Raw genomic sequence first — 20,465 nt, 5'->3', positions numbered from 1 at the left:
CTTCCTAGCAAGTCTCAGTCTTGTTTTATCAGTAGCTCTACTAACTGTTAAACGTAAAGAAAAGTAAGGTTGATAACTCCCAGCTCTGAAAAAGCAAATCATTATAAAAGAAGGAGAAGATAGCATAGTCTTCTCCTTTATTAATTGAGTAGTGAGGTGTATAATGAAAGTAAGAACAAGCATGAAGGAGTAGTGTATGAAAGAGATTGATCAAGCTCTATTGAAAAAAGTTATCATCGAGCGTCCTCGTTCTAGTCATAAGGGAGACTATGGTCGTCTTCTCTTGATTGGAGGGACTTATCCCTATGGGGGAGCGATTATTATGGCTGCCTTAGGGGCTGTTAGAAGTGGCGCAGGCTTGGTGACAGTAGCAACGGGCCAGGAGAATATTCCAGCTCTGCATAGCCATCTTCCGGAGGCTATGGCTTTTGCTCTTGATGATGAGCAATTGCTTGAGCAACAGTTGCAGAAGGCTAACATTGTCTTGGTTGGACCTGGACTAGTGGATGATAAGCGTGGAGAAAAGCTTCTCCAAACAGTCTTTCATCATTTAAATCAAGACCAGACTCTCATACTGGATGGTGGTGCCTTATCCATTTTAGCTAAGACGGAAATGAAATTTCCTAAAGCTCAGCTTGTTTTAACGCCTCATCAAAGGGAATGGCAAGTCTTGTCAGGCTTAGAATTGACTTCTCAAGGAGCTGAGGAAACAAGAGAGGCTTTGAAGAGATTTCCTTCAGGAACGATTTTGGTTCAAAAAGGTCCTGCGACTCGAATCTGGCAAGCTGGTCAAGCTGATTTTTATCATCTGGGAGTTGGAGGTCCCTATCAAGCGACTGGGGGAATGGGAGATACCTTAGCTGGGATGATTGCCGGTTTTGCAGGTCAATTTCCTCAAGTTAGTCTCTACGAAAGAGTGACAGTAGCAACCTATTTACATTCAGCAATTGCCCAAGAACTTGCTGAGGACAATTTTGTAGTTCTGCCAACCACGATCAGTCAACATATCCCAGCCTTTATGAAGAAAATACAAAAAGGCACCTGAGGTTTTCAGGTGCCTTTTGACTATTAGAAGAGGCCTTTGACCTTATTTACAAGACCGTCAAGTCCTTCTGAGCCTGAAACCAAAGCTTGTGCTTGGTTAAGATACTCACCGAGTTGGTCCTTATTTTCTTCGACAAAGGTTTTTGCGGCAGCCAAATCTTTTTTCTCGATTAGCTCTTTTACTTGATTAAACAAATCTAATGGGTTCATGATGTCACTCCTTTTCTACACTTCTATTCAATCATTTTTTGAAAAAACTTGCAAGAAACTTGACCCTTGCAATAAAGTTCATGGATGTCAAATGGTGTAAATTTTGATATAATTTTTAATGATGAATTTTAGAAATGATCGGTACGTTGTCGTGGATTTAGAGGCGACCAGTACCGGAAGCAAGGCAAAAATTATCCAAGTAGGAATCGTGGTCATTGAAAATGGCGAGATTGTTGACCAATATGCCACGGATGTCAATCCCCACGAACCCTTGGATTCTCATATCAAAGAATTAACGGGCTTGACCGACCAGCGACTAGCAGAGGCACCAGAGTTTTCTCAGGTGGCTGGAAAAATTTTTGACTTGGTCAAGGACGGTGTTTTTGTTGCGCACAATGTTCAGTTCGATGCTAATTTGTTGGCAGAATTTCTCTTTTTTGAAGGCTATGAATTGCGTACTCCCCGTATCGATACAGTCGAGTTGGCTCAGGTGTTTTATCCTCAGCTTGAAAAGTATAATCTGGGGATTCTCTGTCAAGAGTTGGGTATTTCACTAGAAAAAGCCCATACTGCCCTATCAGATGCCCAAGCAACTGCAGAACTTTTTCTTTGTATGAGACAAAAGATGTTTCAACTTCCAAAAGGCTTATTGGAGCGCTTGTTAAGTTTGTCAGATGGTTTATTATATGAGTCTTATCTGGTCATTGAGGAAGTTTATCAGAAGCAGTCCATCCTAGTTGAACATGACTTGGTAGAGGTGCAAGGTTTATTTTTAAGAAAAGAAAAACCAGCCCTTTCTCCACGCAAACTATCAAAAGATTTCCAGACCAATATTGCCTTGTTGGATTTGGAAGATAGAGCCCCGCAAGCTAGCTTTGCTCAAAAGGTTCAAGATTTTCTACAGAATGAGAAAATTGCCTTTGTGCAAGCTCAGACTGGAATTGGAAAAACCTACGGCTATCTCCTGCCAGCCTTATCACTAGAAAACGACAAAGGAATCCTCCTCAGTGTTCCTACTAAAGTTCTACAAAATCAAGTGATGCAAGAAGAGGCTCGAAGATTGGAAGAGATCTTCCACCTTTCGATTCATAGTCTCAAAGGACCTCAGAATTATCTGAAACTAGATGCCTTTCATCATGCGCTAGAGGAAGAAGAATCCAATCGCTTGTACACACGTTTCAAGATGCAACTTCTAGTTTGGTTGACCGAAACAGAAACTGGAGATTTAGATGAGATTGGACAACTTTATCGCTACCAGCAGTTTTTACCAAACTTGGTGCATGATGGTAATCTTCCCAAAGCTTCTCTCTTTTGGTTAGAGGATTTTTGGAGACGGGGGCAGAAAAAAGCTCGATCTTGCCAGCTACTTGTGACCAATCATGCTTATCTCGTTACCCGACTTGAGGATGATCCCAGTCTACTAGAGGGCCGTCTTTTGATCTTGGATGAGGCCCAGAAGATCTTATTAACTTTGGAAAATCTTTCGCAGAAGAGTTTCGTTCTAAACGACATAGTAGACCAGCTAGATCAAGCCTTAGTTCGAGAAAAAGGGACGCTTCAGAGACGCTTGATGGAGAGTATTCGCTTTGAGCTTTGTCACTTGATGGACCAGTTCCTATCTGGCAAACGAAGAATGTGCCCGACGACTACAATGGCGCAACTCCAACAGGATTTTTCCGAGTTAGAAGTTCAAGGTTTTCAGGACTATCAGCGATTTTTCTGCACTGATGGAGAATTTTGGCTATCAGCCTCAGACTTGTCTAGCAAGAAGGTTGTCATTTCGTCAAGTCGCAATCAACGTCTGCTCTTTTCACAGATTTTTCCAGAGACTTGTCAGCTATTAGCTGTCTCTGCAACCTTGGAAATTAGTAGCAGAGTATCTTTACCAGAACTAATGGGATTCCCGCATGCAGCCTTTGATAGACTGGATGAGAATTTCCAAGAAAATCAAGAAATTTTGGTCGTCAAGGATTTTCCATTGGTGACAGAAACCTCCCAAGAAGACTATGCTCAGGCTCTTGTAGAAGTGCTGGAAGATTTGTCCTATCTTGAAGAACCCATGCTCGTTTTATTTACTTCAAAAGACCTTTTGTTGCAGGTATCAGACTCTCTATCTCTGACTCATCTAGCCCAGTATAAGAACGGAGATCCTGCTCAACTCAAGAAACGATTTGAAAGAGGAGACTCTCAACTCTTACTAGGGACAGGAAGTTTTTGGGAGGGAGTTGATTTTGCGACTCATCCTCGAGTGATTGAAGTGGTGACACGCCTGCCCTTCCAAAATCCAGAAGATCCCTTTACGAAAAAAATGAATCAGGAACTTCGCATTGAAGGGAAAAATCCTTTCTATGACTATCAACTGCCGATGGCTATTATTCGCCTCAAACAAGCGATTGGTAGAACCATGCGTCGTCTTGGACAGCGCTCATCTGTCCTTATCTTGGATAGCCGAATGACAAGCAAACGATATGGAAAGCAGATTAGCAAGGCCTTGTCACAGACTAGTCGAGTGAGAGAAGTTGGCAAAGAGCAAGTATTCTCAAAAGTTCAAGAATTTTTACACAAAAAATAAAATAAACATCTGAAAGAATGAAGGAGACCTTTATGAAACGTTCTCTCGACTCTCGGGTCGATTATAGTTTGATTTTACCAGTATTCTGTTTGCTGGTGATTGGAGTGGTGGCTATTTACATTGCTGTCAGTCATGACTATCCACATAATATTTGGCCTATTCTCGGTCAGCAACTAGCATGGATCGTCTTGGGAATTATCATCAGCTTTGTAGTCATGTTCTTCAATACAAAATTTTTATGGCAGGCGACCCCCTATCTCTACGCTCTTGGTCTAGTCCTTATGGTTTTACCCTTGATTTTTTACAATCCTAATTTAGTGGCGGCAACAGGGGCTAAAAACTGGGTGTCAATTGGTGGAGTGACACTTTTCCAACCTTCCGAATTCATGAAAATTTCCTATATTTTAATCTTGGCTCGGGTCGTTGTCCAATTCACACAAAAACATAAGGAAAAAGAACGTACGATTGCATTAGACTTTCACTTGATATTGTGGTTGATTGTCTTCACACTGCCAGTCTTAGTTTTACTGGCCTTGCAGAGTGACTTAGGAACGGCCTTGGTTTTTGTCGCCATCTTTGCTGGACTCGTCTTGCTCTCTGGCGTTTCTTGGAAAATTATCATTCCAATTTTTGCGACAGTTGTATCAGGAATTGCAGGATTTTTGGCAATTTTCATCACAAAAGATGGGCGTGCTTTCATGCATCAGATCGGGATGCCAACCTATCAGATCAACCGTATCCTTGCTTGGCTCAATCCCTTTGATTATGCACAAACGACCACCTATCAACAGGCCCAAGGGCAAATCGCCATCGGAAGTGGAGGCTTATTTGGTCAAGGATTTAATGTATCCAATCTCTTAATTCCTGTTCGTGAGAGTGATATGATTTTTACTGTCATTGCAGAAGATTTTGGTTTTATTGGTTCTGTCCTTGTAATTACACTTTACCTCCTACTTATCTATCGAATGTTAAAAATCACTCTGAAGTCCAATAACCAATTTTATACATACATTTCAACTGGCTTTATTATGATGCTCTTGTTCCATATCTTTGAAAATATCGGTGCAGTGACAGGCCTCCTTCCTTTGACAGGGATTCCTCTGCCATTCATTTCCCAAGGGGGATCAGCCATTATCAGTAATCTGATTGGTGTTGGTTTGCTTCTATCGATGAGTTATCAAACGCATCTAGCCGAAGAAAAGAGCGGTAAGACAAGATTTAAACGGAAGAAAGTTGTATTGAAAAAAGTTAAATAAGGAGTAAATCATGGCTAAAGTAGCAGTTATCTTAGCAGATGGTTTTGAAGAAATCGAAGCCCTAACAGTTGTGGACGTATTACGTCGTGCCAATATTGTTTGTCATATGATTGGTTTTGAAGCCCGAGTGACGGGATCACATGCCATCCAAGTACAAGCAGATCGTGTGTTTGATGGTGATTTATCTGAGTACGACATGATTGTCTTACCAGGAGGTATGCCAGGTTCAGCTCACTTGCGTGATAATGAGCAATTGATTGCTGAACTTCAAAAATTTGAGCAAGTTGGTAAAAAAGTAGCAGCCATTTGTGCAGCACCAATTGTACTGAATCGAGCCGGTCTCCTCAAGGAAAAAGAGTTCACCTGCTATGATGGTGTCCAAGAGCAAATTGCTGATGGTCACTATCGCAAGGAAACAGTAGTTGTCGATGGTCAGTTGACTACCAGTCGCGGTCCAGCAACTGCCCTTGCCTTTGCTTATAACTTAGTAGAACAACTTGGTGGAGATGCAAATGCTTTGAGAAAAGCCATGCTCTATCGTGATGTGTTTGGAATAGATTAACTAAAACGAGAGGAATCTATCAATTAGGGGATTCTTCTCGTTTTTTACTTTTAAAATAGAAGGAAATCGTCGCTTTTTTGATAAAAAAATGCTATAATGAAGGGTATGAAATATCACGATTACATATGGGATTTAGGTGGAACTTTACTTGATAATTATGAGACTTCGACCGCAGCTTTTGTGGAAACATTAGCTCAATTTGGAATCGAAGAAGAACATGATAAAGTTTACAATGCCTTGAAAGTGTCAACTGCTTTTGCGATTGACCAATTTGCCCCAACAATAGAGCATTTTTTAGAAAAATATAAGGAAAACGAAGCGCGAGAGCTTGAACATCCTGCCTTGTTTGAAGGAGTACCTGCTTTATTGGAGGAAATCTCAGACCAGGGAGGACGGAACTTTTTAGTTTCGCATCGCAATGACCAAGTTTTGGATATTCTTGAAAAGACAGGTATTGCTGGCTATTTTACAGAAGTAGTAACAGCTAGCTCTGGCTTTAAGAGAAAACCAAATCCAGAGTCTATGATTTATTTGCGAGATAAGTACAAGATAAGCTCTGGTATCGTTATTGGTGACCGTCCTATTGATATTGAAGCTGGACAAGCAGCAGGCTTAGCGACGCATCTCTTTAAAAATATCGTGACATTGAGACAAGTATTAGAAATTTAAGAAAAAGGGAAAAAATGACAGAAGAAATCAAAAACCAACAGGCACAGGATTATGATGCCAGTCAGATTCAAGTTTTGGAAGGTCTGGAAGCTGTTCGTATGCGTCCTGGAATGTATATCGGATCGACTTCAAAAGAAGGTCTTCACCACCTAGTCTGGGAAATCGTTGATAACTCTATCGATGAGGCCTTGGCGGGATTTGCTAGTCATATTCAGGTCTTTATTGAGCCAGATGACTCTATCACGGTTGTTGATGATGGACGTGGTATCCCTGTTGATATTCAAGAAAAGACGGGCCGTCCTGCCGTTGAAACTGTCTTTACTGTTCTTCACGCTGGAGGTAAATTTGGCGGTGGCGGTTACAAGGTTTCAGGTGGACTCCACGGTGTAGGTTCATCGGTTGTAAATGCCCTCTCAACTCAGTTGGATGTTCGTGTTCATAAAAACGGAAAGATTCATTACCAAGAATACCATCGTGGACATGTTGTTGCTGACCTTGAGGTGATTGGAGATACAGATAAAACAGGTACAACAGTACACTTCACGCCAGACCCAGAGATTTTTACAGAAACAACAACTTTTGATTTTGATAAATTAAACAAGCGGATCCAAGAACTCGCCTTTCTGAATCGTGGCCTTCAAATTTCCATCACTGACAAACGTGAGGGACTTGAACAAACAAAAAACTACCACTACGAAGGTGGGATTGCGAGTTACGTTGAGTATATCAATGAAAACAAAGATGTAATCTTTGATACGCCAATCTACACTGATGGAGAAATGGATGACATCACAGTTGAAGTAGCCATGCAGTACACAACTGGCTACCATGAAAATGTCATGAGTTTCGCCAATAACATTCATACACATGAAGGTGGAACACATGAACAAGGTTTCCGTACAGCCCTAACTCGTGTCATTAACGACTACGCTCGTAAAAACAAATTGCTGAAAGATAACGAAGATAATCTGACAGGTGAGGATGTCCGTGAAGGATTGACTGCCGTTATCTCTGTGAAACATCCAAATCCTCAGTTTGAAGGACAAACGAAAACTAAACTTGGAAATAGTGAAGTTGTCAAGATTACTAATCGCCTCTTTAGTGAAGCATTTTCAGACTTCCTAATGGAAAATCCACAGATTGCTAAGCGGATTGTTGAAAAAGGGATTTTGGCAGCTAAGGCGCGTGTGGCAGCCAAGCGTGCGCGTGAGGTTACTCGGAAGAAATCTGGTTTAGAGATTTCAAACCTTCCAGGGAAATTAGCAGATTGTTCCTCAAACAATCCAGCTGAAACTGAACTTTTCATCGTCGAAGGAGATTCAGCGGGAGGTTCTGCAAAGTCTGGTCGTGACCGTGAATTCCAAGCGATTTTACCGATTCGCGGTAAAATCCTCAACGTTGAAAAGGCCAGCATGGATAAAATCCTTGCCAATGAAGAAATCCGTAGCCTTTTCACAGCTATGGGAACAGGCTTTGGTGCTGAATTTGATGTCAGCAAGGCCCGTTACCAAAAACTCGTTATCATGACGGATGCCGATGTCGATGGAGCTCACATCCGTACCCTCTTGTTAACCTTGATTTATCGTTATATGAAACCCGTTTTAGAAGCAGGTTATGTTTATATCGCTCAACCACCAATTTATGGTGTTAAGGTCGGCAGTGAAATTAAAGAATACATCCAACCTGGAGCAGATCAAGAAATCCGTCTACAGGAAGCCTTAGCTCGCTATAGTGAAGGACGTTCAAAACCAACTATTCAGCGTTATAAAGGTCTTGGAGAAATGGATGACCATCAACTTTGGGAAACAACCATGAACCCAGAACATCGTCTCATGGCGCGTGTATCAGTTGATGATGCTGCAGAAGCAGATAAAATCTTTGATATGCTCATGGGTGACCGTGTAGAACCACGTCGAGAATTTATCGAAGAAAATGCGGTCTACAGTACGCTTGACGTTTAAAAAAATTGGGAAATAGTTCCCATGGTTTGAAAAATATGATATAATCATTACAATTGTTTCATGTATAAAAAGGAGTTTGATATGTCTGATAATCTGTTGATTATTACTATGATTGCAATCGCGGCTCTTCTGATTATTGCATATGTTGTGGCAGTTTTGTTACGCAAACGCAATGAAAAGAGGCTCGCAGTATTAGAAGAAAGAAAGGAAGAGTTGTATAACCTTCCAGTTAACGATGAAGTAGAAGCTGTTAAGAATATGCATCTGATTGGTCAAAGTCAGATTGCATTTAGAGAGTGGAATCAAAAATGGGTAGACCTATCACTCAACTCATTTGCAGATATTGAGAATAATCTGTTTGAAGCAGAAGGGTACAATAATTCATTTCGCTTCTTGAAAGCTCAACACAAAATTGATCAAATTGAAAGCCAGATTACCCTTATCGAAGAAGATATTGCTTCTATTCGAAATGCTTTGGCAGATCTCGAAAAACAAGAATCAAAAAATAGTGGTCGTGTCTTGCATGCTTTAGATTTATTTGAAAGCTTGCAAAAAACAGTCGCAGAAGATTCTGAGAAATATGGTCAAGCACTTCCTGAAATTGAAAAACAATTGGAGAACATCCAATCTGAATTTTCTCAATTTGTGACTCTAAACTCCTCAGGAGATCCAGTTGAAGCAGCAGGAATTTTGGATAATGCTGAAAACCATATTCTCGCTTTGACACATATCGTAGAGAGAATTCCAGCAATTGTTACTAAACTAACGACTGAACTCCCTGATCAACTTGAAGATCTAGAGGCTGGCTATCGTAAGTTGCTTGATGCCAACTATCACTTTGTAGAAACTGACATTGAATCTCGTTTGCAGTTGTTGTATGAAGCATTGAAGAACAACCAAGAAAATATTAAAAAATTGGAATTGGACAATGCTGAATATGAAAATAATCAGATTCAAGAAGAAATCAATGCTCTCTATAATATTTTCACACGAGAGATTGCTTCTCAAAAAGTTGTTGAAAACTTGTTGTCAACACTTCCAACTTATCTTGACCATTTAAAAGACAACAACCAAGTCTTGGTGAAAGATATCGAGCGTTTGAGCAAGACCTACTTGATGGCTGAGAGTGATGTCAATCATGTTCGTCGTCTTCAAGTGGATTTGGATTCCCTAGAACTTACAGTTAGCGATTTGACTTCAGAACAAGAGGAATATTCAGAAGCTTACTCTGTCTTGGAAGAACGTTTAGAAAATGTTCAAGCTACATTAAAAGAAATTGAAGATGATCAAGTTTCAGTGAGCGAACGTTTAGTACAGATTGAAAAAGATGATGTTAATGCTCGTCAAAAGGCAAATGTTTACGTCAACCGCCTCCACACGATTAAGCGCTACATGGAAAAGAGAAATCTTCCAGGAATCCCACAGAACTTCTTGAAATTGTTCTTTGCTGCTAGCCATAGTACTGAGGATTTGATGGCAGAGTTGGAACAGTCACAAGTCAACATTGAGTCTGTTAATCGTATCCTAGAAATCGCATCACATGATATGGAAGTTTTGGAAACAGAAACTTACAGCATTGTGCAATATGCAACCTTGACAGAGCAATTGCTTCAATATTCTAACCGCTACAGATCATTTGATGAAGGGATTCAACAAGCCTTCCATGAATCTTTAGAAATCTTTGAAAATGCCTTTGATTATCAAGCATCTTTCGAAAAGATTTCCCAAGCTTTGGAAGTTGCTGAACCAGGGGTAACAAATCGCTTTGTTTCCTCATATGAAAAAACAAGAGAAATCATTCGATTTTAATTAAGAAAAGGCGGTGGGACTGAAATCGATAGACAAAGTCTCGACTTCGTAGTCCCAGCCTCGCGAAGATGATTAGGAGTTTTTGGAGTCTAAAAGACCAACAAAAAGTCCAATCAGCTACCGCGTCAAAGTTTGATTGCAAATAAAAAGTGAGGTAGGGATCTTTTGTCCCAACCTCTTTCTTTTACCTATCTTTTTTGAAAAAATGGACATTTTCCTATTTATCATTGAAATTATAGGTTTGATTTGATATGATAAAACTATGACAAAAAAAAGAACAAACCGTAAAGCGAATGACAAGAAGAGAAGAAATTTGTGGATTATTGTGGGGCTTCTATTCTTCACAATCTTAACATTAGGTGCTGGTATTGCTTATAAAGTCTTGACGAAGCAAGCTTTTGAGCAAAAAATTGAAGCACTGAAAAAAGAAAAAGATGATTCCTATTCACAAGGAAGTCAGAAAGATCATTTTCGTAAGGGGCAGGCAGAAATCATCACCTACTATCCTATGACGGGGGACAAGGTGATTACCTCTGTTCAGGATATCATTGTAAAAGATATTACGGATAAGGTAGAAGATAAAGAACATTTGATTTTTTACTACTCTGAAAAAGATTCTTCTTCCATCAAAGGTGTGGAGAGCCATCTTGTAAAAAAACAGGCCTATGACCTGAGTGATTCTACTGTTGTGGAATTAGAAAATACATCATTAGATCAGCTTTATCTTAAGGAAGATGGGACCCTGTTTACATTAGATCAGCTCTTTACAGATGCTAGCAAAGCTAAAGAGAAGTTTCTTGAGGATATCAAGTCAACACTTCTTGATAAAAAGATTGAACAAACTCTTGTTGATCAAGTAATAGCCGATTTTACAGCTAGCGATTTATCATCTTGGAAGTTTGCATACAAAGATAGTCAATTGGTTCTTTATCCAATCAAAGCAACCAATAATGGAGAAGAAATAGCTTTGCCTATTTCAGACTTCTTTGATGTTATCCAATCGTCCTATCTAACTGAAAAGGATGCAGAACTTTATAAGAAGGCTCAGGCTGAGAAAAATAAAAAAATAGTAGCTCTTACATTTGATGATGGACCGGATGGAAATACAACTCCACAAGCTTTAGATATTCTAGCCAAGTACAAGATCAAAGCAACCTTCTTTGTACAAGGAAAGAATATTGCAGGTAATGAGTCGCTTCTTAAACGTATGCAGTCTGAAGGTCATGAAGTTGGAAACCATAGTTGGAATCACCCGGTTTTAACAAAACTGTCATTGGAAGACGCTAAGAAACAGCTTACAGATACCGAAGATGCTATTACAAAAGTTCTTGGGAAAAGCTCTAAATTGATGCGTCCACCATACGGTGCAATCTCAGATGATATTCGTAATAGCCTTGATTTAAGCTTTATCATGTGGGATGTGGATAGTTTGGATTGGAAGAGTAAAAATGAAGCAGCGATTTTGACAGAAATTCAGCGTCAGGTAAGCAATGGATCTATCATTTTGATGCATGATATCCATCAAACATCTGTTAATTCATTACCAAAAGTAATTGAGTATCTACAGGAACAAGGATATAGTTTTGTGACTGTATCAGATCTACTCAACACTCGTTTGAAGCCACATGAGATTTACTATTCTCGTAACCAGTAAGTCACAGTAGGCAGATATTTAAAAAAATTAAAAAAAGATAGTTTTAATCTTGACAAGTAGGGGAAAACTTGATATCATATAAAAGTTGAGAAAAGCAGAAGTGAGAACTTCTCGCCTTGCGACTAACGTTGTCTGGCCCCTACGGATCAAATTTCAGAAATGAAATACAATCATGTAGTGCGGGTTTGCGTTAGCAAGTCCGCTCTTGTTTTTCTCTAAATTAAAAAAAGAGGTGAAAACCATAGCAAAGCAAGACTTATTCATCAATGATGAAATTCGTGTACGCGAAGTTCGCTTAATCGGTCTTGAAGGTGAGCAATTGGGTATCAAACCACTAAGCGAAGCGCAAGCACTTGCGGACGAAGCTAATGTGGACTTGGTTCTCATTCAACCTCAAGCTAAACCTCCTGTTGCGAAAATTATGGACTACGGTAAGTTCAAATTTGAGTACCAGAAGAAACAAAAAGAGCAACGCAAAAAACAAAGCGTTGTGACCGTGAAAGAAGTTCGTTTGAGCCCAGTTATCGACAAAGGTGATTTCGAAACTAAACTTCGCAATGCTCGCAAGTTCCTTGAAAAAGGAAACAAAGTGAAGGTATCCATTCGCTTTAAGGGGCGTATGATCACCCATAAAGAGATTGGTGCAAAAGTTTTAGCCGAGTTCGCTGAAGCAACTCAAGATATTGCTATCATTGAACAACGTGCTAAAATGGATGGACGCCAAATGTTCATGCAATTGGCGCCAGCAACTGACAAAAAATAATTGTCAGAAAGTTAAATAAAGGAGAAAAAATCATGCCAAAACAAAAAACACACCGCGCATCAGCTAAACGTTTCAAACGTACAGGTTCTGGTGGACTTAAACGTTTCCGTGCTTACACATCTCACCGTTTCCACGGAAAAACTAAAAAACAACGTCGTCATCTTCGTAAAGCATCTATGGTGCATTCAGGAGATTTCAAACGTATCAAAGCAATGCTTACTCGCTTGAAATAATCGCGTATTTGTAAGTAAACAATTCTAGGAAATATTTGGAGGAAATAAAACATGGCACGTGTTAAAGGTGGCGTTGTATCACGTAAACGTCGTAAACGTATTCTTAAATTAGCAAAAGGTTACTATGGAGCTAAACACATCTTGTTCCGTACTGCAAAAGAACAAGTAATGAACTCTTACTACTATGCATACCGTGACCGTCGTCAAAAGAAACGTGACTTCCGTAAATTGTGGATCACACGTATCAATGCGGCAGCTCGTTTGAACGGACTTTCATACTCACAATTGATGCATGGTTTGAAATTGGCTGAGATCGAAGTTAACCGTAAAATGCTTGCTGACTTGGCTGTTAACGATGCAGCAGCTTTCACAGCTCTTGCAGATGCAGCTAAAGCAAAACTTGGTAAATAATTATTCATAAGACTGGTACAAGTTTGTCCCAGTCTTTTTTAACAAAGGAGAAAAAAATGGCTTCAAAAATGCTACACACATGCTTGCGAGTAGAAAATCTTGAAAAATCAATCGCTTTTTATCAAGATGCTTTTGGTTTTAAGGAATTACGTCGTAGAGACTTTCCAGACTATGCTTTCACTATTGTTTATCTTGGACTTGAAGGTGATGATTATGAGTTGGAGTTGACTTACAACTATGATCACGGACCTTATGTTGTCGGTGACGGTTTTGCTCACATCGCCCTAAGCACACCTGATCTTGAGGCTCTTCACAAAGAACATAGCGACAAAGGCTATGAAGTGACAGCACCTAATGGACTTCCAGGGACTCAACCAAACTATTACTTTATCAAAGATCCAGATGGATACAAGGTAGAAGTAATTCGTGAGAATTCATTATAGTTCCTATCGAGTAGCTTGTATGCTACTCGTTTTTTTAATTTGTAGTAGAATGAAAGAAAAAGAATAGAGCAAGGTCAGGGGAGTTTATGTAAAAGATGATTTTTGGCACCTGTTTCCAGATGCTCAAATCAGTGTATTGGTGGAAAAAGTTCTCAACAATACTATTGATGAGAGTGAAGATCCATATTTTAAAACTTTACTAGATGAAGGAACAAAAAAGCACGGATTTTTATACCAGATGAAAATTTCACTCAGAATGAGGTGAGTCAAGAATGGCATCAGGCATTCACTTAATTCAAAACCAAAAAAGGTGCTCGTTCTTCTATTGAAGCTTTATTAAAGCGTGTAAGTCAAGGAAGAGAATTTAATCCAATAAATCCTTTGGTAGATATTTATAATAGTGTTTCACTTTCTTACGCTGTTCCTTGTGGGGGAGAGGATTTAGCTAAGATTGTTGGTGACTTATGTCTCGGAAGAGCTCAAGGAAATGAATCCTTCTTTCCACTAGGGGCCGAAAGTGATGCTCCTGCATTAGCCGATGAAATGATTTATTTTGATGAACAAGGTGCGGTTTGTCGGTGTTTAAACTGGCGTGAAGCCCAAAGAACTATGTTAACAGAAGAAACCAAAGATGCTATTTTAGTCATTGAAGCTATCAATGAAGAACAGGCATCACGAGATCGGGAAGAAATGATATAATTGCATGCTAAAATTGAGGAATATTTTGGTGTCAGTGGCAAGATCAGCCACTTGACAGCTACAAATCCTATCCTAGAGGTAGAATAATGAATGGGAATCACGGTTAATTCAACTGTGGTTCTTTTTTCTACAAGGGGAGAAAGAAATTGTTTTTCTATTTTCTAAAATGGTATAATAGAGAAAGAATAAGGGAGGTGAGAAAGAATGATTGCCCAACTGGATACCAAAACAGTCTATAGTTTCATGGAGAGCATGGTTTCGATTAAGAGATATGTCAGTCAAGGGAAGGAATATGGCTATTCATCACTTGGAATCATGGATATTGACAATCTCTATGGGGCTTATTATTTTATTAAAGAGTGCCAAAAACAGGGGATTCAGCCTTTATTAGGTATTGAGGTGACTGTTCATCATAAGGAGGAACTCGTCAACCTTCGATTTTTAGCCTTGTCAAATCATGGCTATCGAAATCTCATGAAGCTTTCGACTCTAAAAATGACAGGTAAAAAGGAATGGACTGATTTTTCTCCCTATATAGAAGATGTTTGTGTTATTGTTCCCTATTATTCTGCAATTGATTCCTTGGACTTAGGGCATGACTATTATATCGGAGTGTATCCAGATACACCTCAGTCGAATTTTTCTCAACCCATCCTCCCACTTTATCGTGTTAATTCTTTCGAATCTGAGGATTTAGAAACGCTCCAAATGCTCAAGGCGATTAAGGAAAATGTGACCTTGCGAGAGGTGGATGTTCAAGCGCAACAAGGCCTGTTTTTACCTGCTGACCGTCTTGAACAATTTTTTGTAGAAAAGTTTCCAAAAGCTTTAGACAATCTATCTGAACTGATTGGAGCAACTACTTATGAGATTGATAGTAGTCTCAAGCTTCCACACTTCAATCCAGAGCGTCCTGCTGTTGAAGAGTTGCGCGAAAGAGCTATTAAGGGCTTGGAACAGAAAGGCTTACTAGATTCAGTTTATCAGGAACGTTTGGAAGAAGAACTATCTGTGATTCATGACATGGGATTCGATGACTATTTCTTGGTTGTCTGGGATCTCTTACGTTTCGGTCGTTCTCAGGGATATTATATGGGAATGGGACGTGGGTCTGCAGTTGGAAGTCTAGTGGCCTATGCCTTAAATATTACTGGTATTGATCCTGTAGCTAAGAATCTTATCTTTGAGCGCTTTTTAAATCGTGAACGTTATACCATGCCCGATATCGATATTGATATTCCCGATATCTATCGTCCAGAGTTTATTCGCTATGTTCGTGACCGTTATGGTAGTATTCACGCTGCTCAGATAGTCACCTACTCGACTTTTGGTGCCAAACAGGCTATCCGAGATGTTTTTAAACGGTATGGTGTTCCCGAGTACGAGTTAACATCCATAACTAAGAAAATTGGTTTCAAAGATACCTTGACAAGCGCCTATGAAGGTAATCTAGGATTTAGACAACTGATTCAAAGTAAGATTGAGTACCAAAAGGCTTTTGAAATTTCCAAAAAGATAGAAGGCTATCCTCGACAGACATCTATCCACGCTGCTGGTGTCGTGATTAGTGATAAAAATCTAACGGACTATATTCCTCTTAAGTATGGTGAGGATATGCTCATTACCCAGTATGATGCTCATGGAGTCGAGGGAAATGGCTTGCTCAAGATGGATTTCTTGGGCTTAAGAAACCTAACTTTCGCTCAAAAAATGCAGGAGCTCTTATTTGAAACTCAAGGAATTCAGCTAAGGATTGAGAATATTGACCTTGAGGATAGGGAAACTTTAGCCCTCTTTGCAGCTGGAAAGACCAAGGGAATTTTTCAGTTTGAACAACCTGGTGCTATTCGCTTATTAAAGCGCGTGAAACCAGAAAGCTTTGAAGAAGTAGTGGCAACGACTTCCCTCAACAGACCGGGAGCGAGTGACTATATCGACAACTTTGTGGCTCGAAAACATGGTAAAGAAAAGGTAACAGTTCTGGACCCAGTTTTGGAAGATATTTTAGCTCCAACTTATGGAATTATGCTTTACCAAGAACAGGTTATGCAAGTGGCACAGCGTTACGCTGGTTTCAGCCTTGGGAAGGCCGACATTTTACGTCGTGCTATGGGGAAAAAGAATGCGGCCGAGATGCACCGAATGGAGGAAAGTTTCATCCAAGGAGCACTCGAAAAAGGTCATGGAAAAGAACAGGCTCAGCAGGTTTTTGCTGTCATGGAAAAATTTGCTGGTTATGGTTTCAACCGATCGCATGCTTATGCTTATGCGGCTTTAGCCTTCCAGCTTGCTTACTTTAAAACACATTACCCAGAAATCTTTTATCAAGTTATGCTCAACTATGCCAGTGGAGATTATATTCTCGATGCCCTTGAAATGGACTTTGAACTGACACCACTTTCTATCAATACAATTCCGTATCTGGATAAATTGACAGACAAGACTATCTACTTGGGACTTAAGAGTATCAAGGGGATGCCTCGAGATTTTGCCTATTGGATTTTAGAGAATCGTCCTTTTAGTAGTGTCGAAGATTTTGTCACTCGCTTGCCTAAAAATTATCAGAAGTTGAGTCTTTTAACTCCCCTAGTCGAGATTGGTTTATTCGATAGTTTTGAAAAAAATCGCCAAAAAATCTTATCCAACTTACCTACTTTATTTATTTTTGTGGAAGAATTGGGTAGTTTATTTGCAGATAATAGCTACAATTGGCTTGAGAGTGAGGATTTTACGCAAGTCGAAAAGTTTCGTAAGGAACAGGAGTGGCTTGGAGTCGGTATCAGTCCGCATCCCTTACTGATTTTAGCAAAGAATCCCCTCTATCCAATTGTGAGTTTGTCTGAACTATCTGAAGGACAGACAGCTACAGTACTCGTTGAGATACAGTCTATCCGAGTAATCAGAACTAAAAAAGGTGAAAATATGGCCTTTTTGAAAGTTAGTGATAGCAAATCAAATTTGGAAGTTACTGTTTTTTCTGACCAGTATCGCCAATTTAACAATCTCTTACATGAAGGAAGATTTTACTACCTTAATGGAAAAGTACAGGCAAGAGATGGTCGCCTTCAATTAGTATTAAATAATCTAAAAGAAGCAGTGAGTGAACGATTTTGGATTCAGGCTGCTGATCATGAACATGATTCTGAAATTTATCATATTTTAGAACAATACAAGGGACAAATTCCAGTCATTATTCGCTACGAAAATGAACAAAAAAATGTTCTTTTGCCGGGTTATTTTGTTGCAAAAGATGTTAGTTTGCAGGAATCTTTGAGTCAAATAACTATGAAAACGATTTATCGTTAAAAATCAATGAAAATAAAAGAATTTTAACTTTAATTATGGTATAATCAGTTAGAATGTTAAAAGAAAAAGGAGCAAAACCAAATGAAACGTATTGCTGTTTTGACTAGTGGTGGAGACGCCCCTGGTATGAATGCTGCCATCCGTGCAGTAGTTCGTCAAGCAATCTCAGAAGGAATGGAAGTTTTTGGTATCTATGATGGATACGCAGGTATGGTTGCCGGCGAAATTTATCCACTTGATGCTGCTTCAGTGGGAGACATCATTTCACGTGGTGGTACTTTCCTTCACTCTGCTCGTTATCCTGAGTTTGCAAAACTCGAAGGCCAACTTAAAGGAATTGAGCAGTTGAAAAAACACGGTATCGAAGGTGTCGTAGTTATCGGTGGAGACGGTTCTTATCACGGAGCTATGCGCTTGACTGAGCATGGATTCCCTGCTATCGGACTTCCAGGAACAATCGATAACGATATCGTAGGTACTGATTTCACAATCGGATTTGATACTGCAGTTACAACTGCAATGGATGCCATCGATAAGATTCGTGATACCTCATCAAGTCACCGTCGTACTTTCGTAGTTGAAGTAATGGGGCGTAACGCTGGAGATATCGCTCTTTGGGCAGGTATCGCAACTGGTGCTGACGAAATCATCATCCCTGAAGAAGGCTTCAAGATGGAAGACATCGTAGCAAGTATCAAAGCTGGATATGAACACGGTAAGAAACACAACATTATCGTTTTGGCAGAAGGTGTTATGTCAGCGGCTGAATTTGGTCAAAAACTAAAAGAAGCTGGAGATACAAGCGACCTTCGTGTAACTGAACTTGGTCATATCCAACGTGGTGGATCTCCAACTGCTCGTGACCGTGTATTGGCGTCACGTATGGGAGCACACGCTGTTAAACTTCTTAAACAAGGAATCGGTGGTGTCGCTGTTGGTATCCGTAACGAGAAAATGGTTGAAAATCCAATTCTTGGAACTGCAGAAGAAGGAGCTTTGTTTAGCCTAACAGCTGATGGTAAGATTGTTGTTAACAATCCTCATAAAGCTGACCTTGAACTTTCTGCTTTGAACAAGAGCTTGTCATAATCAACTTTAACTAATCTGGTAAAATGACCATTAAAGGTCGAATTATATAAAGGAGTCACAAAAATCATGAACAAACGTGTAAAAATCGTTGCAACTTTGGGTCCTGCGGTAGAAATCCGTGGTGGTAAAAAATTCGGTGATGACGGATACTGGGGTGAAAAACTTGACGTTGAAGCTTCAGCTAAAAACATTGCTCAATTGATTGAAGCAGGAGCTAACACTTTCCGTTTCAACTTCTCACACGGTGACCACCAAGAACAAGGTGACCGTATGGCAACTGTTAAACTTGCAGAAAAACTTGCAGGTAAAAAAGTTGGTTTCCTTCTTGACACTAAAGGACCAGAAATCCGTACTGAATTGTTTGAAGGTGAAGCTAAAGAGTACTCATACAAAACTGGTGAAAAAATCCGTGTTGCAACTAAACAAGGTATCAAATCAACTCGTGAAGTGATTGCTTTGAACGTTGCTGGAGCTCTTGATATCTATGATGACGTTGAAGTTGGTCGCCAAGTATTGGTTGACGATGGTAAACTTGGTCTTCGTGTTGTAGAAAAAGACGATGCAACTCGTGAATTTGTCGTTGAAGTTGAAAACGATGGTGTTATCGCTAAACAAAAAGGTGTAAACATCCCTAACACTAAAATTCCTTTCCCAGCTCTTGCTGAACGTGATAACGCTGATATCCGCTTCGGTCTTGAACAAGGTATCAACTTCATCGCGATCTCATTCGTACGTACTGCAAAAGACGTTAACGAAGTTCGTGCAATCTGTGAAGAAACTGGTAACGGTCACGTTCAATTGTTCGCTAAAATTGAAAACCAACAAGGTATCGATAACTTGGACGAAATCATTGAAGCTGCTGACGGTATCATGATCGCTCGTGGTGACATGGGTATCGAAGTTCCATTTGAAATGGTTCCAGTTTACCAAAAAATGATCATCACTAAAGTGAATGCTGCTGGTAAAGTTGTTATCACTGCAACAAACATGCTTGAAACAATGACTGAAAAACCACGTGCAACTCGTTCAGAAGTATCAGACGTATTCAACGCTGTTATCGACGGAACTGATGCTACAATGCTTTCAGGTGAGTCAGCAAATGGTAAATACCCACTTGAGTCTGTTCGTACAATGGCAACTATCGATAAGAACGCTCAAACGCTTCTTAACGAATACGGACGTTTGAATTCAGATTCATTTGAACGTAACTCTAAGACAGAAGTTATGGCTTCAGCAGTTAAAGACGCTACAAACTCAATGGACATCAAATTGGTTGTAACTCTTACTAAGACTGGTCACACAGCACGTTTGATCTCTAAATATCGTCCAAATGCTGATATCTTGGCATTGACATTTGACGAATTGACAGAACGTGGATTGATGTTGAACTGGGGTGTTATCCCAATGTTGACAGAAGCTCCATCATCAACTGATGATATGTTCGAAATTGCTGAACGTAAAGCAGTTGAAGCAGGTCTTGTACAATCTGGTGACGATATCGTTATCGTTGCAGGTGTGCCACTTGGTGAAGCAGTTCGTACTAACACAATGCGTATCCGCACTGTACGTTAATCTAATATTAAAAAGCCTATCATATCAAGCTTTCTAGCTTGTGTGATAGGTCTTTTTTTGTGACGAGGGGCAAAATATATCATTTTCCTTTCAATGCTAAGGTATATAATACAGTTTGCCCTGTAACTTTTGCTGTAATTAGAGATTTCAGGCTCTATAATATTTGTAGTGGGTAAATCCCCTATGGATCTTATGGAGCCTATTTTTGTGTA

At 39.7% G+C, this 20,465-nt stretch carries 17 protein-coding genes, 1 pseudogene and 1 other annotated feature; of the genes and pseudogenes, 16 read left to right on the top strand and 2 right to left on the bottom strand.

The window, feature by feature from the left end; genetic code table 11:
- Positions 1–196: 196 nt before the first annotated feature.
- The gene (locus ADH81_RS00230; protein WP_049525653.1) at positions 197–1,045 is read left to right on the top strand and encodes an NAD(P)H-hydrate dehydratase; all 849 of its coding nucleotides are present in this window, start codon (positions 197–199) and stop codon (positions 1,043–1,045) included.
- A gap of 23 nt (positions 1,046–1,068) precedes the next feature.
- Here ADH81_RS00230 and ADH81_RS00225 read toward each other — a convergent pair whose 3' ends face one another.
- Positions 1,069–1,254, bottom strand: coding sequence for a hypothetical protein (locus ADH81_RS00225; protein WP_049525652.1), 186 nt, complete (start codon positions 1,252–1,254; stop codon positions 1,069–1,071).
- 118 nt (positions 1,255–1,372) lie between these two features.
- On the opposite strand from ADH81_RS00225, the gene ADH81_RS00220 reads away from it, so the two are divergent.
- The 15 genes and pseudogenes from ADH81_RS00220 (at position 1,373) to pyk (ending at position 20,253) form a co-directional block, all read left to right on the top strand.
- Entirely contained in the window at positions 1,373–3,826 is a 2,454-nt protein-coding gene (locus ADH81_RS00220; RefSeq protein ID WP_193389819.1) for a bifunctional DnaQ family exonuclease/ATP-dependent helicase, read from the top strand.
- 32 nt (positions 3,827–3,858) lie between these two features.
- On the top strand, positions 3,859–5,082 hold the full coding sequence (locus ADH81_RS00215) for an FtsW/RodA/SpoVE family cell cycle protein (RefSeq protein ID WP_049525648.1): 1,224 nt from the start codon (positions 3,859–3,861) through the stop codon (positions 5,080–5,082).
- A gap of 10 nt (positions 5,083–5,092) precedes the next feature.
- A complete protein-coding gene (locus ADH81_RS00210) occupies positions 5,093–5,644 on the top strand; it encodes a DJ-1 family glyoxalase III (RefSeq protein ID WP_049525646.1) in 552 nt (183 codons plus the stop codon).
- Between the two features lie 105 nt (positions 5,645–5,749).
- Positions 5,750–6,313 carry an HAD family hydrolase gene (locus ADH81_RS00205; protein ID WP_049525655.1) on the top strand — a complete coding sequence of 188 codons (564 nt, stop codon included), beginning with the start codon at positions 5,750–5,752 and terminating at the stop codon, positions 6,311–6,313.
- 14 nt (positions 6,314–6,327) lie between these two features.
- Complete coding sequence (gene gyrB / locus ADH81_RS00200) at positions 6,328–8,274, top strand: DNA topoisomerase (ATP-hydrolyzing) subunit B (protein WP_049525644.1); 1,947 nt, start codon at positions 6,328–6,330, stop codon at positions 8,272–8,274.
- Between the two features lie 81 nt (positions 8,275–8,355).
- A complete protein-coding gene (gene ezrA, locus ADH81_RS00195; RefSeq protein WP_049525635.1) occupies positions 8,356–10,083 on the top strand; it encodes a septation ring formation regulator EzrA in 1,728 nt (575 codons plus the stop codon).
- Between the two features lie 262 nt (positions 10,084–10,345).
- Positions 10,346–11,737, top strand: coding sequence for a peptidoglycan-N-acetylglucosamine deacetylase PgdA (gene pgdA, locus ADH81_RS00190; protein WP_049525634.1), 1,392 nt, complete (start codon positions 10,346–10,348; stop codon positions 11,735–11,737).
- An 86-nt stretch (positions 11,738–11,823) separates the two neighbouring features.
- Positions 11,824–11,954: a sequence feature (ribosomal protein L20 leader region), on the top strand.
- Between the two features lie 15 nt (positions 11,955–11,969).
- Positions 11,970–12,500: a translation initiation factor IF-3 gene (gene infC / locus ADH81_RS00185; protein ID WP_000848177.1), complete on the top strand. Its 531-nt coding sequence runs from the start codon at positions 11,970–11,972 to the stop codon at positions 12,498–12,500.
- Positions 12,501–12,532: 32 nt separating this feature from the next.
- The gene (gene rpmI, locus ADH81_RS00180; RefSeq protein ID WP_001125942.1) at positions 12,533–12,733 is read left to right on the top strand and encodes a 50S ribosomal protein L35; all 201 of its coding nucleotides are present in this window, start codon (positions 12,533–12,535) and stop codon (positions 12,731–12,733) included.
- A 51-nt stretch (positions 12,734–12,784) separates the two neighbouring features.
- Entirely contained in the window at positions 12,785–13,144 is a 360-nt protein-coding gene (rplT, locus tag ADH81_RS00175; protein ID WP_000124830.1) for a 50S ribosomal protein L20, read from the top strand.
- A gap of 56 nt (positions 13,145–13,200) precedes the next feature.
- Positions 13,201–13,587, top strand: coding sequence for a VOC family protein (locus ADH81_RS00170; RefSeq protein ID WP_000157160.1), 387 nt, complete (start codon positions 13,201–13,203; stop codon positions 13,585–13,587).
- 109 nt (positions 13,588–13,696) lie between these two features.
- Positions 13,697–14,373, top strand: a pseudogene (locus ADH81_RS10525) (B3/4 domain-containing protein).
- Between the two features lie 117 nt (positions 14,374–14,490).
- Complete coding sequence (locus tag ADH81_RS00160; protein WP_049525631.1) at positions 14,491–17,592, top strand: DNA polymerase III subunit alpha; 3,102 nt, start codon at positions 14,491–14,493, stop codon at positions 17,590–17,592.
- Between the two features lie 81 nt (positions 17,593–17,673).
- A complete protein-coding gene (gene pfkA / locus ADH81_RS00155; RefSeq protein WP_000820873.1) occupies positions 17,674–18,681 on the top strand; it encodes a 6-phosphofructokinase in 1,008 nt (335 codons plus the stop codon).
- Between the two features lie 66 nt (positions 18,682–18,747).
- Positions 18,748–20,253, top strand: coding sequence for a pyruvate kinase (gene pyk / locus ADH81_RS00150; protein WP_014713116.1), 1,506 nt, complete (start codon positions 18,748–18,750; stop codon positions 20,251–20,253).
- Here pyk and ADH81_RS11365 read toward each other — a convergent pair.
- A partial coding sequence (locus ADH81_RS11365) for a hypothetical protein (RefSeq protein WP_049525628.1) occupies positions 20,250–20,465 on the bottom strand: 216 nt, incomplete at its 5' end. The two genes, pyk and ADH81_RS11365, sit on opposite strands and share 4 nt — an antisense overlap.

Origin of the sequence: Streptococcus pseudopneumoniae (assembly GCF_001072925.1) — a bacterium.
Classification (GTDB): Bacteria; Bacillota; Bacilli; order Lactobacillales; family Streptococcaceae; genus Streptococcus; species Streptococcus pseudopneumoniae_Q.
The sequence above is the reverse complement of the archived record's forward strand: the minus strand, read 5'-3'. Positions and strand labels throughout refer to the sequence as shown.

Coding starts and splice junctions, on each gene's coding strand:
- ADH81_RS00210 (WP_049525646.1), top strand. CDS start 5,093: ATGGCTAAAGTAGCAGTTATCTTAGCAGATGGTTTTGAAGAAATCGAA.
- gyrB (WP_049525644.1), top strand. CDS start 6,328: ATGACAGAAGAAATCAAAAACCAACAGGCACAGGATTATGATGCCAGT.
- ADH81_RS00205 (WP_049525655.1), top strand. CDS start 5,750: ATGAAATATCACGATTACATATGGGATTTAGGTGGAACTTTACTTGAT.
- ezrA (WP_049525635.1), top strand. CDS start 8,356: ATGTCTGATAATCTGTTGATTATTACTATGATTGCAATCGCGGCTCTT.
- rplT (WP_000124830.1), top strand. CDS start 12,785: ATGGCACGTGTTAAAGGTGGCGTTGTATCACGTAAACGTCGTAAACGT.
- pgdA (WP_049525634.1), top strand. CDS start 10,346: ATGACAAAAAAAAGAACAAACCGTAAAGCGAATGACAAGAAGAGAAGA.
- ADH81_RS00230 (WP_049525653.1), top strand. CDS start 197: ATGAAAGAGATTGATCAAGCTCTATTGAAAAAAGTTATCATCGAGCGT.
- rpmI (WP_001125942.1), top strand. CDS start 12,533: ATGCCAAAACAAAAAACACACCGCGCATCAGCTAAACGTTTCAAACGT.
- ADH81_RS00225 (WP_049525652.1), bottom strand. CDS start 1,254: ATGAACCCATTAGATTTGTTTAATCAAGTAAAAGAGCTAATCGAGAAA.
- pyk (WP_014713116.1), top strand. CDS start 18,748: ATGAACAAACGTGTAAAAATCGTTGCAACTTTGGGTCCTGCGGTAGAA.
- pfkA (WP_000820873.1), top strand. CDS start 17,674: ATGAAACGTATTGCTGTTTTGACTAGTGGTGGAGACGCCCCTGGTATG.
- ADH81_RS00220 (WP_193389819.1), top strand. CDS start 1,373: ATGATGAATTTTAGAAATGATCGGTACGTTGTCGTGGATTTAGAGGCG.
- ADH81_RS00215 (WP_049525648.1), top strand. CDS start 3,859: ATGAAACGTTCTCTCGACTCTCGGGTCGATTATAGTTTGATTTTACCA.
- ADH81_RS00170 (WP_000157160.1), top strand. CDS start 13,201: ATGGCTTCAAAAATGCTACACACATGCTTGCGAGTAGAAAATCTTGAA.
- ADH81_RS00160 (WP_049525631.1), top strand. CDS start 14,491: ATGATTGCCCAACTGGATACCAAAACAGTCTATAGTTTCATGGAGAGC.